Here is a 13,405-nt window from a genome sequence, read left to right on the forward strand (position 1 = left end):
GGGGGGGGGGGGGGGGTCGGGGGGGGCCGCCGGGGGGGGGGGGGGGGCCCGGGCCCCCCCCCCCCCCCCGCCCCCCCCCCGGGGGGGGGGCCCACGACGGGGTTTTTGCATGCGTGGGCAGGGTGCGGCCGGTGCCCTGTGGCGGGCGTACGGGTGAACCTCCGTCGGTCCGGAGCGACCGGTGGCGGCGATGCTTGACATGATTCGGCTAACGGTGTTAGCTAAGTGATCGTAGGGATCGACGGCATCAGCACATGGGGGAGAGATCATGACTACGGAGTTTCTGGAGATCGACGGCGGCCGACTCGCCTACGACGTGAGTGGGCAGGGACGATTGATCGTGCTCTCGCACGGCATGGGCGACAACAGATCGTCCTATCGCGGCGTCGCCGAGCGACTCGTGGCGGCGGGGTATCGGGTCGCCTGTGCGGACCTGCGCGGCCACGGCGAATCCACCGTCGGATGGTCCTCGTACACCCGCACCGACACCGCCGAGGACCTGCTCGCCCTGATTCGGCACCTGGGCGGTCCGGCCGTGCTCGTCGGCCACTCCTTCTCGGGCGGCTCGGCCACCATCGCCGCCGCCCGCGCACCGGAGCTGGTCGACGCGATCGTGGAGATCAGCCCGTTCACCCGGGCCCAGAAGGTCGACGCCAAGGCGATGTTGTCGAACGCCCGCTACCGCAAGGGCATGCTCCTGCTGACGGGCACCGGCCTGCTGCGCAGCGTCGGCGTCTGGAAGCGCTACCTCGCGCACGCCTACCCGGGGACCAAGCCCGCCGGCTTCGCCGCACACGTCGCCGCCCTGGACACCGAGCTGAGCCGACCGGGCCGGATGGCCGCGGTCGCCAAGATGGGCATGTCCGCCCCCACCGACGCCGGCGCCGTCCTCGGCGACATCCGCTGCCCCGCACTGGTGATCGAGGGCACCCTCGACCCGGACTGGCCCGACGCCGCCGCCGAAGGCACCGCCATCGTCACGACGATGCCTCCGGGCCTGGGCCACCTGGAAACCATCGAGGGCGCCGGCCACTACGCCCACGCCCACTTCCCGGACCGGGTGGCCGCCACCATCCAGACCTTCCTGACCGACAACACCCGCCCCTGACCCCACCGTCCGCACGACTCGGGACGACGCCGGGACGGTCAGTGGCGGCGCAGGCGCGTGATCGCCTCGGCCTTGGGGGTGTAGGCGCGGGGGAGGTGGAGGCCGGTGGTGAGGGCGGCCAGGACCTCCTCCTCGGCTCGGTGGTAGGTGAGCGCGTCGGCGAGCAGTGTGGTCGCGTCGGCGGCCGGCAGGGCGACCGCGCCGCCGTCGTCCAGCAGGATCGGGTCGCCGTCCGACACCGGGGTGCCGGCGATCTCGATCGGGCCGCCGATCTCGGCGACCCGGACGGCGCCCCCCGGACCCGCCGTGGCCTCGGCCAGCGCCCACAACCGCAGGCCCAGCCGGGCCACCGCCGACACGTCCCGGACACTGCCCTCGACCAGCGCGCCGACCGCCCCCCGGCCCAGCGCGGCGGCGGTCAGGATCTCGCCCCACACCGCACCGGGCGCCGCGTCCGCCCCCGCGATCACCACGACCCGGTCGGTCAGGTCCTCCGCGAGCAGCGCGTGCAGCGGCTTGAGGCCGGGCGCGCTCCGGCCGGCCACGATCCGGACCGTCCGGGCCACCCCCAGCACCGCCCCCTCGCCCCGACGAAACGGTCGGAGCGGCGGCGTCAACCAGCCGGTGCGGCCCCGGAGTTGCAGCAGATCGGCGAGTGCGGCGGTGGCGGGCAGCGACGACGGGGCGAGGTCGGTCACGGAGCGGTCCTCTCGGTCAGCAGGAACTTGCGGATCTTGCCGACGGAGGTGCGCGGCAACTCGGCCACCCGCTGGAAGCGCACCGGCCGCTTGGATTTGGCGAGCCGATCCGCGCACCAGTCGGCGAGGTCGTCGAGCGCGGTCGGGCCGGCCTCGGGCACGGCCACCACGAACGCGACCGGTACTTCGTCGCGCACGTCGTCCGGCGTGCCCACCACCGCGGCCTCCAACACCGCCGGATGCTCGGCCAGTACCGCCTCGATCTCCACCACCGAGACGTTCTCGCCGGCGACCTTGAGCACGTCGCCGCGCCGCCCGGCGAAGTGGAAGTGGCCGCCCGGGTCCACCCGGGCGCGGTCGCCGGTGACGAACCAGCCGTCCCGATAGGCGGCGGCGGTCGCGGCCGGGTCGTCGAGGTAGCCCGCGAACAGGCTCACCCCGGGTTCGCCGCCGACCACGATCTCGCCGTCCGCGGTCGGCTCGCCGGTCGCCGGATCGTGCACGGCCACGACACAGCCGGGCGTCGGCCGGCCCATCGATCCCGGTACCGGCGTGCCGGCGGGATTGCTCAGGACGGCCGGGATGGTCTCGGTCATGCCGTACAACTGGCGGGGCCGACAACCGCCGAGCAGGGCCGCGAACCGCTCGTACTGGTCGTCGGTGACGTTCTGCGCGTACCAGCAGTGCCGCACCCGCAGCCCCGACGGCGCGTCCCGACTGCGGGTGCGGGCCAGGATCATCCGGATCGGCGCGGCGAACAGGCTTGCGTGGGTGACCTCGTGCCGGGCGGCCTGTGCCACGAACCGGCTCGCGGAGAACGCGGGCAGCAGCACGACGCTCGCGCCGACGGTGATCGCGGCGGCGAACGAGTAGTACTGCGCGTTGGCATGGAACATCGGCAACACCACGAACTGCCGGTCTTCGAAGGTGAGTTCGGCGGCGGCAGCCATCACGGCGCCGGCGAAGGCGTAGTTGGCCTGGGTGACCATCACGCACTTCGGCTCGGCCGTGGTGCCGGACGTGAACATCAACCCGGCCAGGTCGGCGGGACCGGGTGGCTCGGCACCGGCGGTCGTGGGTCGACCGAGCAGGATCGCCAGATCGGTGTCGTCCTCCGCGATCTCGACCACGGTGGTGCCGGTCTCGTGCGCCGCGGCCCGGTAGTCGGCGGCCCGTTCGGGCGCGCAGAAGCCGATTCGCGCACGGGTCCGGCGCAGGTGCGCGGCCAGCTCGGGGGTTCGCGCGGAGGGGTCGGAGCACACCATCGCCGCGCCGAGGCGGGCCGCCGCGAGCCACAGCGCGACGTACGCCGGGCAGTTGCGCAGCGCGATGCCGACCCGGTCGCCGGCGCCGATGCCGCGCGCGAGCAGCCCGCCGGCCACGCGGGCGACCAGGTCGTCGAACTCGGCGTAGGTCCAGCGGGTCACGCTCCCGTCGGGCGCCTCCCAGATCAGGAACGGCGCGTACGGGTGGGCGGCAACCGTGTCGGACCAGCGCGCCGCGAAGGTGGGCGGTACGGACGTCATGTCGACCTCCAGGTACATCAACGAGGGAGCGGACGGAAACGCACAACGAGCCGAACACGACCAACGGTCCCGGGACAACCGACAACGGACCGCTTCCCACGCGGTCGAGCGCACGCGGGACGGCGCCCCCGGGGCCGATGGCTTCCCGCGCGGGTCGATCGACAACCAAGCAGCCCCGCGGTCCCACAACCGAGCAGAGTCCCGCGCCCGGGTTGCCGGGCCGCCGGGCCCATCGGCGTCAGTGCCCTCGTGCGCGGCCCTCGACACCCGGTGGCCCCGGGATTCGCCCGGTCCACCGGCGCGAGCGCCCTCGTGCGCGGTCCTCGGCGCCGGTGGACCCGAGAGCCGGCGGAGCCGAGAGCCGGCGGACCCGGCGGTCCACACGCGGCTGCGGCCCCGCGAGCCGTTGGGTCCGCCGACCCGCGGGACCCGGTGGCCCCGCGATTCGGCGGACCCGCCGAACCCACCCACCGACCACCCGCCACCCGTCGTCAGGTCACCCCCGTGCCGCGACGGCCTCTTGCGGCGGTGTTCCGTAGCCGCCGCCGCCCGGGAGTTCCAGGCGGACCACGTCGCCCGGTTGGAGGGTGATTCGGGCCTGGGTGCGGACCGGTTCGCCGTTGACCAGGAAGCGTCCGGTGGCGCCCTCGCCGCCGCCGAAGATGCCGCGTGGGCCGCGCGCGAGTCGGCTGGCCACCGCGTTGAGGACCCACGGCGAGGGCGAGTCGACGGTGAACTCGATGGTCTGGCCCATCCCGCCCTCCTGCGCCCCCGCGCCACCCGAGCCGCGCCGAAGTTCCTTGCGCAGGAAGCGGATCGGCGCGGACGCCTCGACCACCTCCAGCGGCACGGCGGAAACGCCGGTCGGATAGGACGTGGTGGACAGACCCGGCTTGCTCGCCCGTGCGCCGACGCCGCCCGCGTAGGTGAACATCGCGGTGATGAACGGCTTGCCCTCCGCGTCGTGCCCGCTCACCTGCATGGTCCACACCGCCGCCGAGCCCTCGGCCATCACCGCCTCCGGCAGTGCCTGCGACATCGCGTTCAGCAGCGGCATCGGCAGGAACATGCCGACCACGTGCCGCGCCGTGCACGGCGACGGGGACACCGCGTTGACGATGCTGCCCAGCGGCGCCTCGACCCGGATCGGCGCGAGCGAACCCGCGTTGTTGGGCACGTCCGGATTGAGCAGGCTGCGCAGCGTGAACGTGGTGTACGCGTGCGTGTAGTTCTTGACCACGTTGATCCCGAACGGACTCGCCCCGGACGAACCGGCGTAGTCCACCAGGATCTCGCCCGCCTCGGGGTCGATGGTCACCGCGACCTTGATGGTGATCTCCGAGCCGTCCGCGAGGTCGAGGATCGACGCCGACTCGTAGGTGCCGCCCGGCAGTTCCCGGATGGCCCGACGGGTGGCCTCCTCGGAGCGGCGGATCACCTCGTCGCCCAGGTCCTCGATGTCGTCCAGCGCGTACGCGTCCAACAGTGTCTTCAGCCGGGCCGCGCCCACCTCGCCGGAGGCCATCTGGGCGTGCAGGTCACCGGCCATGTGGGTGGGTTGCCGGACGTTGGCCAGCACGAAGTCCCAGACCGGCTCGTTGCGTTCGCCACCGACCATGAGCTTGCTGATCGGGATCCACAGACCCTCCTCGAACACGTCCCGGGCGCCCGCGCCGATGCCGTAGCCGCCGACGTCGGTGTGGTGGATGGTGGACCCGAAGAACGCGATCACCCGCCCGCCGCGCCAGACCGGCACCAGGACGGTCACGTCCAGGAGTTGGCCCGCGGTCTGGTACGGGTCGTTGGTGACCAGCACGTCGCCGGGGGCCAACGAGTCGACCGGATGCCGGTCCAGGATGTTGCGGCACGCGATGGCCAGCGAGTTGATGTGGCCCGGAGTGCCGGTGACGGCCTGGGCGACCATCCGGCCGCGCCGGTCGAACAGCGCGTTCGCCAGGTCGCCCGCCTCGCGCACGATCGGGCTGAACGCGGCCCGCTGGAGGGCCTTGGCCTGCTCGTTGACGGTGGCGACGAGAGAGCCCCACAGGACTTCCAGCTCGATCGCGTCGAAGGTGCGGGTCACGCGGATCCCTCCTCGGTGCCGGCGGGGGTGGCGACGGCGGTGGTGGCGGTGGCGACGATCGAGCCGTCCGGGGCGACTTCGCAGGACCAGCCGTCCGGGATGACCGACGTGGTCTCGCGCTCCTCGACCAGGGCCGGCCCCACGAAGCGGTGTCCGGCGCCGAGTTCGGCCCGGCGGTACACCGGCACCTCGACGGCGGGGGCGCCGAGCCGGAAGCGGGCCGCGCGATGACGGTCGGGCGTCGGGCTCCCGGTGCCGACCGGCACCGTGGGCACCTCGAAGCCGGGTGCGTCCGACCACGCGGCGACTCGCCAGGTGACCACCTCGACGCCGACGTCGGGGATGCGCAGGCCGTAGATCTTCTGGTACTCGGTGTGGAACTGCTCGATGGTGTCGGCGAGCGAGGTGGGCCACGCGTCGCCCTCGCCGACCCACAGCGTGATCTCGTTGCCCTGACCCTCGTAACGGGCGTCCAGGCCGTACCGGAAGCTCACCTCGCCCGCCTGCGCGCCGGCGGCGGCGAGCACCCGGCGCGCCTCCTGCCGCATGTCCGCGAGCAGCGTGTCCCGGTCGGCGGACACACTCTCGTCGAGCGTGCGCACCATGCTCCGGGCCAGGTCGATGCGCACCGGGCTGACCAGCGTGCCGAACGCGGACAACACGCTCGCGTTGACCGGGAAGATCACCCGGGGCGCCTCCAACAGCGTGGCCACCCCGCACGCGTGCACCGGTCCGGCGCCGCCGAAGGCGATCAGCGCGACGCCGCGCAGGTCGATGCCGCGCTCGACGGCGTGCATCCGGGCGGACGCGGCCATGTTCTGGTTGATCACCTCGTACACGCCCACCGCGACGTGGTCCGCGTCGGAGCCGGCGCCCAGCCGTTCGGCCAGCGGGGCGAACGCGGCCCGGGCGGCGGGCAGATCGAGCGGCATCTCGCCGCCGAGGAAGTACTGCGGGTCGAGCAGGCCGAGCACCAGGTCCGCGTCGGTGGTCGCCGGCACGGTGCCGCCCCGGGCGTATCCGACCGGACCCGGGTCCGCGCCGGCGGAGTCCGGACCGACCTTGAGCAGGCCCAACTCGTCGACACGGGCCAGGCTGCCGCCGCCCGCGCCGATCTCGACCAGGTCGACCGAGGGGATCGAGCACGGGTAGCCCGAGCCCTTCTTGAACCGGTAGACCCGGGCCACCTCGAACGCGTTGGTCAACTCCGGCCGATAGTCCTCGATCAGACAGGACTTCGCGGTGGTGCCGCCCATGTCGAAGCAGAACAGCCGCTCCTCGCCCAGGCGTCGGGCGTACCAGACACCGGCCAGGGCGCCGGCGGCCGGACCGGACTCGACCAGCCGAATCGGCACCCGGCGGGCGTCGTCGGCGGAGACCACGCCGCCGTTGGAGAGCATCATCAGCACCGAGGCGCCGAAGCCCTCGGCGGTCAACCAGGACTGGAGTTCGGCCAGGTAGGGGCCGATCACCGGCATCGTGGCCGCGTTGCACGCGGTGGTGACCATGCGCGGATACTCGCGGATCTGCGGCGTCACCTCGTGCGACGCGCACACCGGCACCGAGAGCCGCTTGGCCAGTCCCTCGGCGACCGCGCGCTCGTTGGCCGCGTTCGCGTACGAGTTGAGCAGGCACACCGCGACGGCCTCGACCCGATCGGCAGCCAACCGGGCCGCCAGCGCGTCGAGTTCGGCCTCGCTCGGCGCGGTGCGCACCTCGCCGGTCGCGGTGGTGCGCTCGTCGATCTCGAAGACCAGCTCGCGCGGGATGGGCGGGGCCGGGAACTCGATCTGGAGGTCGTACATGTCGTACCGGTGCTCGTTGCGGATCTCCAGCGTGTCGCCGAAGCCCGAGGTGGTCACCAGGGCGGCTCGGCCGGTCTTGCCCTCGATCAGGGCGTTGGTGATCAGCGTGGTCGCGTGCACGATCGGCCGGGTGATGTCGGCCGGCGTGATGCCGGCCTTGGACAGCGCGGAGGTCACGCCCGCCCGAACCCCGCCGAGCGGGGCGGACGGGGTGGTCAACGTCTTCTCGACCACCACGCGGCCGGTGTCGGCATCCAACAGGACCACGTCGGTGAAGGTGCCACCGATGTCTACGGCAAGGCGCCAGTCGGTCACGTCAGCCCTCCTCTTCTTCTCGGTGTGGGAGTGATCTCGCGGTGGTAGGGGGACGCGGGCATGGCGTTCACCCGTTCGCGGGTCGGGCCGGCAGCGCGAGCACGGTCGGCGGATCGGGCACCGGCTCGACCTCCTCGCGGCCCGCGGTGGCCTCGGCCGCCGCGTCCAGGTGCCACAACCAGTCGGCGGGCAGGTCGTCCACGTGGTAGATGGCCTCGACCGGGCAGACCGGCTCGCAGGCACCGCAGTCCACGCATTGCTCGGGATGGATGTAGAGCATGCGGTCGCCCTCGAAGATGCAGTCGACCGGGCATTCGGTCACGCAGGTGAGGTCCTTGACGTCCACGCAGTTCGCGCCGATGACGTAGGTCATGCGGGACCACCTCCCACGCGCGGTTGCGGCTCGGGCACCGTCCAGGCGTCGCCGCCGAGCAGGTCGGCGACGCTGCCGGGACCACGCTCGGCGAGCGCCCGCTCGCCCTGCTCGACCACCAGCCGGTCGTACGCGGGCCGCCGCACACTGCGGAACACCCCGATCGGGGTGGGCCCGCCGGCCTCGGGCAACCGGGACAGCGCGAACGCGGGCACCGGATCGCTCGTCTGCGCGTCGTGCGTGACCGCGACGTCGTCCGGACCACCGGGCCGCAGCCCGCCGCCCGGATCACGCACCACGGTGCGCGCGCCGTCCGGCCCGTAGCGCATCGGCGCGCCGTGTTCGAGCCGCAACACGAAGTCGTCGCGCACACCGGGCGTCTTGAGCTGCTCGAACGCGCCGTCGTTGAAGATGTTGCAGTTCTGGTAGATCTCCACCAGCGCGGTGCCCTCGTGGGCCGCCGCCGCGCGCAGCACCGAGGTCAGGTGCTTGCGGTCGGAGTCGATGGTGCGGGCGACGAAGCCCGCCTCGGCGCCGAGCGCGAGCGAGACCGGGTTGAACGGGTGGTCGAGCGAACCCGCCGGGGTGGACTTGGTGATCTTGCCGGTCTCGGAGGTCGGCGAGTACTGACCCTTGGTCAGGCCGTAGATCCGGTTGTTGAACAGCAGGATCTTCAGGTTGACGTTGCGCCGCAGCGCGTGGATCAGGTGGTTGCCGCCGATCGAGAGCGCGTCGCCGTCACCGGTGACCACCCACACGCTCAGGTCGGGCCGCGAGACGGCGAGTCCGGTGGCGATCGCCGGGGCGCGGCCGTGGATCGAGTGCATCCCGTAGGTGTCGAGGTAGTACGGGAAGCGGCTGGAGCAGCCGATGCCCGAGACGAAGACGATGTTCTCCCGGCGCAGGCCCAGTTCGGGCAGGAAGCCCTGGACGGCGGCCAGGATGGCGTAGTCGCCGCATCCCGGGCACCAGCGCACCTCCTGGTCGCTGCGGAAGTCGCGGGCGGACAGCGGGGGATCCGCCGCCGATCCGGCGATGGTGAGAAGCCGTGACTCAGACATCGGCGGCGACCTTCTCGATCGCGGTGCGCAGCTCGGCCACCTTGAACGGCATGCCGCGCACCTGGGTGAGGGATTCGACGTCGACCAGGTACCGGGCGCGCAGCAGTCGCGCGAGCTGGCCCAGATTCATCTCCGGGACCAACACTCGGCGATAGCGGGCGAGCACCGTGCCCAGGTCGGCGGGGAGCGGGTCGAGGTGGCGCACGTGGGCCCGGGCCACCGAGCCGCCCGCGGCGCGAACCTCGGCGCACGCGGCGGCGATCGGCCCGGCGGTGGAGCCCCACCCGAGCACCAGCACCTCGGCGCTCCCGTCCGGGTCGTCGACGGTCAGCGGCGGCACGTCGCGGGCGATCCCGTCCACCTTGGCCCGCCGGGTGCGCACCATCAGGTCGTGGTTGGCCGCGTCGTAGGAGATCTCGCCGGTGCGGTCGGCCTTCTCCAGGCCGCCCACCCGGTGCTCCAGGCCGGGCGTACCGGGCACCGCCCACGGCCGGGCCAGGGTGTGCGGATCCCGCAGATAGGGCTGGAAGCAGGGCGCGCCGGCCGCGTCGACCGCGTTCGGGCCGGTCGCGAACGCGGGGTCGATCGTGGGAAGTTCGTCGAGCTCCGGGACCCGCCACGGCTCCGAGCCGTTGGCCAGGTAGCCGTCGGACAGCAGCACCACCGGGGTGCGGTAGGTGACCGCGATCCGCACCGCCTCGACCGCCGCGTCGAAGCAGTCGCCGGGGGAGGAGGCGGCCAACACCGGCACCGGCGATTCGCCGTTGCGGCCGTACAACGCCTGCAACAGGTCGGCCTGTTCGGTCTTGGTGGGCAACCCGGTCGAGGGGCCGCCGCGTTGCACGTCCACGATCACCAGCGGCAGTTCGAGCGAGACCGCCAGCCCGATCGTCTCGGCCTTGAGCGCGAGCCCGGGGCCGGACGTGGTGGTCACCCCCAGGGCGCCGCCGAACGCCGCGCCCAGTGCCGCGCCGATCCCGGCGATCTCGTCCTCGGCCTGGAACGTGGTCACGCCGAACTGCCGGTGTCGACTCAGCTCGTGCAGGATGTCGGAGGCGGGCGTGATCGGATACGAGCCCAGGAACAGCGGCAGCCCGGCCCGGTCGGCGGCGGCGATCAGCCCGTAGGCGAGCGCCCGGTTGCCGGTGATGGTGCGATGCCTGCCGGGAGTTCGCGGCGCGGCCGGCACCTCGTGGCTGACCGCGAACGACTCGGTGGTCTCGCCGAAGTTCCAACCCGCGGTGAACGCCGCCACGTTGGCGGCGGCCAGGTGCGGACGCGCGGCGAACTTCTCCCGCAGGTAGGCCACGGTGGCCTCGGTGGGGCGGTGGTACAGCCACGACACCAGGCCCAGGGCGAACATGTTCTTCGCCCGCTCGGCGTCCTTGCGCGGCAGCTCGAAGGCGCGCAGCGCCTCGACGGTCAGGCCGGTCAGCGGCACGGCGTGCAGCCGGTAGTCGGCCAACGAATCGTCGGTGAGCGGGTCGACGCCCGCCGGGTAGCCCGCCTTGACCAGGTTGCGCGGGGTGAACTCGTCGGCGTCCACGATGATCTGGGCACCGCGCGGCAGCTCGGGCAGGTTCACCCGCAGCGCGGCCGGGTTCATCGCGACCAGCACATCGGCCGCATCGCCGGGAGTGGTGACCCGGTGGTCCGCGAACTGCACCTGGAACGCGGAGACCCCCGGAAGGGTGCCCGCAGGGGCGCGGATCTCGGCCGGAAAGTCGGGAAGGGTGGACACATCGTTGCCGAAAAGCGCGGTCTGCGCGGTGAACCGGTCGCCGGCAAGCTGCATGCCGTCGCCGGAGTCACCGGCGAACCGGATGACCACCCGGGATACGGGGGTGACCTGCTGAGACATGATCGCGACTCCTGATCACAGGCACGGCGAAGCCAACACGCGGCACCCAAAGAAGAAAAACCCACCGGACGAACGAACCTCGACCCACCAAGGGCCCGAACCCAGCCCGCCCTGCATCCGAGACCAACAGACCGAAGCCCGTGCGGCCTTCAGCCGGCCTCGCGCCCCAGGCCCGCCGGCCCGGCGTTCGACGACGACAGGCCAAAGCCCGTGTGGCCTCCAGCCGGCCTCGCGCGCGAGGCCCGCCGACCCAATTCCAGCCCGTCCGGCGTTCGAGGACAAGCAGGCCGAAGGCCGTTCGGTCCTCGGCCCGACCCGCACCCGAGACCCACCGGTCCAAATCCAACCCGCCCGGCATCCGAGGGCAACAGACCCAAGGCCGCTCGAACTTCAACCGGATTCGCGCCCGGGGCCCGCCGGTCCAATTCCAGCCGGTCCGGCATCCGAGGGCAACAGACCCAAGGCCGCTCGAACTTCAACCGGATTCGCGCCCGGGGCCCGCCGGTCCAATTCCAGCCGGTCCGGCATCCGAGGGCAACAGACCCAAGGCCGTTCGGTCTTGGGCCGGATTCGGGTCCGGGGTCTGCCGGTCCGGTTCCAGCCGGTCCGGCGTTTGAGGACAAACGGGCCGAAGGCCGTGTGGTCTTCGGCCGGATTTGCGTCCGGGGTCTACCGGTCCAATTCCAGCCGGTCCGGCGTTTGAGGACAAACAGGCCGAAGCCGTGTGGTCTTCAGCCGGCCTCGCGCGCGAGGTCCGCCGGCCCAAATCCAGCCCGTCCGGCGTTTGAGGACAAGCAGGCCGCAGGCCGCTCCGAACCCAGCCCGTCCGGCGCATGAGGACCAGCGGCCCGCCGGCCGATCAGACGGATGCGCCCCCATGGACCGCATCGCGCAACCGCTCCACGAGCAATTGCGGCTTCGCCGATCCCCACACGTTCCGGCCGAAGGCCACCCCCGCACCGCCGGCGTCGACGACGCCCTTGGCCAGCGCGACGACCTCGTCCTCGCTGTCCGACTTGGGGCCGCCCAGCGCCACGACCGGGACCGGACACGCCGCGACCACGTCGGCGAACTCCTCGGGCCGGCCCGGGCACACCGTCTTGACGATGTCCGCGCCCAGTTCGGCGCCGATCCGCGCCGCGCGGGCCACGGTCTCCGTGGTCCACGGCACCGCCTTGCCCCACCCGCCGGGAATCATCTCGGCCATCACCGGCAGGCCGAGCTGTTCGCACTCCGAGGTCAACCGGGCCAGGCGCTGGAGCGACAGGTGCTCGTCGGGCGCGCCGGGGAAGGCCAGCACGACCACACAGTCCGCGCCCAACTTCAGCGCCTGCTCGGGCAGATGCATGATGTCGGTGACATCGCCCGGGGCGAAGTCGCCCAACTCCGAGGCGCCACCGTCGATCCGCAACACCAGCCCCGAATCGGCGAAGGTATCGGCGTAGGCCCGGGCCAGATGCCAGGTCGCGAGCACGGCGTCCGGCCCGCCGGCGGCGATCTGCGCCATCGGCTCACCCAACGGCGGCCCCTCGCCCATGTAGGCGGCGTGGTCGATCGCGACGAACACGGCGCGGCCGTCCGCACCGAACATCCGGCGCATCCGGCGGAGCTTGCCTGCCCCGGTGGCGGAAAAGGTCTGCACAGTCGTTCCCTTCGATGGTTGTCAGCGTTGGTTGTCGGCGTCGGCCGTCGCGGCCGCCGTCTGCCGCTCGAACTCGGCCCCGTCCCAGTAGTCCACGCGATGCGCGATCAGGTCGCCCACCACACGAAGCCGGAACACCCCACGGATCCGCACCGGTTCGGCGCCCGCCGAACCGCCGCGCAGACGGAACGTCATGGTGTACGCGAGCGCGGCCCGATCACCGTCCACGAGCAGGTCCTCGACGGCGTAGCGCAATTCCTCGAACTCGGCCAGGAATTGCGGCAGTCGCTCGCGATACGCGACCCGCCCGTGCAGACTGCGACCCAGCGCCGAGGTGTGCTCGTTGTGGAAGTCCACACTCACCCGGGCCGCGATCGCCGCCGGATCACCGGAGTTGAGCGCCGCGAGATACGCCTCGGCGGCTCGTCGGGTCCGCGCCGGATCGCTCACGCGTCGGCCCGGTCGCCCCACAGCTCGCGGACCTCCGCGAACACCTGCTGGTTGTGCGAGATCTCCACCACGTTGCCGTCCGGGTCCTTGAGCGCGCAGATGTAGCCCACCGGAGGTGGTACATCCATCGGCTCCCAGTGCAGGCACCCGGCGGCGCGGGCCCGGTCCGCGATGGCGTCGACGTCCGCGCGGGCGGCCACCTCCATGCCCAGGTGCGCGAACGGGGTGAGCTGCGGCTGCGGCTTGCCCTTGTCCTTGTCGAAGGCGACCAGGACCAGCACGAACGGCGTGTGCACCTGGTTGGGGTTGGACAACCAGGCATTGGATCCCGCGGCATCGCTGTGCCGCGAGACCACCACCAGCGGGGTGAACGAGGTGTAGAACTCGACCGCCGCCTCCAGGTCGGACGACGGCAGCGCGATATGGGTCCAGCGGGCCTCGGTCAGCGTCGGTTCCATCGCGGTGGCTCCTCTCACGTTCCGG

At 72.5% G+C, this 13,405-nt stretch carries 11 protein-coding genes; 1 reads left to right on the forward strand and 10 read right to left on the reverse strand.

Annotated features, from left to right (window positions below; all coding sequences use genetic code 11):
- The first annotated feature begins 268 nt into the window (after positions 1-268).
- The gene (locus tag ACH4U8_RS29895) at positions 269-1,108 is read left to right on the forward strand and encodes an alpha/beta fold hydrolase (protein ID WP_395781410.1); all 840 of its coding nucleotides are present in this window, start codon (positions 269-271) and stop codon (positions 1,106-1,108) included.
- Positions 1,109-1,146: 38 nt separating this feature from the next.
- On the opposite strand, the gene ACH4U8_RS29900 is transcribed toward ACH4U8_RS29895, so the two are convergent.
- The 10 genes from ACH4U8_RS29900 to ACH4U8_RS29945 form a co-directional block, all read right to left on the reverse strand.
- A complete protein-coding gene (locus ACH4U8_RS29900; RefSeq protein WP_395781412.1) occupies positions 1,147-1,806 on the reverse strand; it encodes an RraA family protein in 660 nt (219 codons plus the stop codon).
- On the reverse strand, positions 1,803-3,332 hold the full coding sequence (locus tag ACH4U8_RS29905; protein ID WP_395781414.1) for a class I adenylate-forming enzyme family protein: 1,530 nt from the start codon (positions 3,330-3,332) through the stop codon (positions 1,803-1,805). Before ACH4U8_RS29905 ends, ACH4U8_RS29900 begins: the two co-directional genes overlap by 4 nt.
- A 496-nt stretch (positions 3,333-3,828) precedes the next feature.
- Positions 3,829-5,415 carry a hydantoinase B/oxoprolinase family protein gene (locus ACH4U8_RS29910; protein ID WP_395781416.1) on the reverse strand — a complete coding sequence of 529 codons (1,587 nt, stop codon included), beginning with the start codon at positions 5,413-5,415 and terminating at the stop codon, positions 3,829-3,831.
- Positions 5,412-7,535, reverse strand: a complete 2,124-nt coding sequence (locus tag ACH4U8_RS29915; protein WP_395781418.1) for a hydantoinase/oxoprolinase family protein — start codon at positions 7,533-7,535, stop codon at positions 5,412-5,414. The genes ACH4U8_RS29910 and ACH4U8_RS29915 overlap by 4 nt, the downstream gene beginning before the upstream one ends.
- 67 nt (positions 7,536-7,602) lie before the next feature.
- Complete coding sequence (fdxA, locus tag ACH4U8_RS29920; protein ID WP_360319827.1) at positions 7,603-7,908, reverse strand: ferredoxin; 306 nt, start codon at positions 7,906-7,908, stop codon at positions 7,603-7,605.
- Positions 7,905-8,969, reverse strand: coding sequence for a 2-oxoacid:ferredoxin oxidoreductase subunit beta (locus ACH4U8_RS29925; protein WP_360319825.1), 1,065 nt, complete (start codon positions 8,967-8,969; stop codon positions 7,905-7,907). Before ACH4U8_RS29925 ends, fdxA begins: the two co-directional genes overlap by 4 nt.
- A complete protein-coding gene (locus ACH4U8_RS29930) occupies positions 8,962-10,830 on the reverse strand; it encodes a 2-oxoacid:acceptor oxidoreductase subunit alpha (RefSeq protein ID WP_395781420.1) in 1,869 nt (622 codons plus the stop codon). The genes ACH4U8_RS29925 and ACH4U8_RS29930 overlap by 8 nt, the downstream gene beginning before the upstream one ends.
- 859 nt (positions 10,831-11,689) lie before the next feature.
- Positions 11,690-12,472, reverse strand: coding sequence for a class I fructose-bisphosphate aldolase (locus ACH4U8_RS29935; protein ID WP_379991450.1), 783 nt, complete (start codon positions 12,470-12,472; stop codon positions 11,690-11,692).
- A 21-nt stretch (positions 12,473-12,493) separates the two neighbouring features.
- Positions 12,494-12,922, reverse strand: a complete 429-nt coding sequence (locus ACH4U8_RS29940; RefSeq protein ID WP_395781422.1) for a nuclear transport factor 2 family protein — start codon at positions 12,920-12,922, stop codon at positions 12,494-12,496.
- Positions 12,919-13,380, reverse strand: coding sequence for a VOC family protein (locus tag ACH4U8_RS29945; protein WP_360319817.1), 462 nt, complete (start codon positions 13,378-13,380; stop codon positions 12,919-12,921). The genes ACH4U8_RS29940 and ACH4U8_RS29945 overlap by 4 nt, the downstream gene beginning before the upstream one ends.
- Positions 13,381-13,405 lie beyond the last annotated feature (25 nt).

The sequence above is a fragment of the Embleya sp. NPDC020886 genome, assembly GCF_044333915.1.
Classification (GTDB): Bacteria; Actinomycetota; Actinomycetes; order Streptomycetales; family Streptomycetaceae; genus Embleya.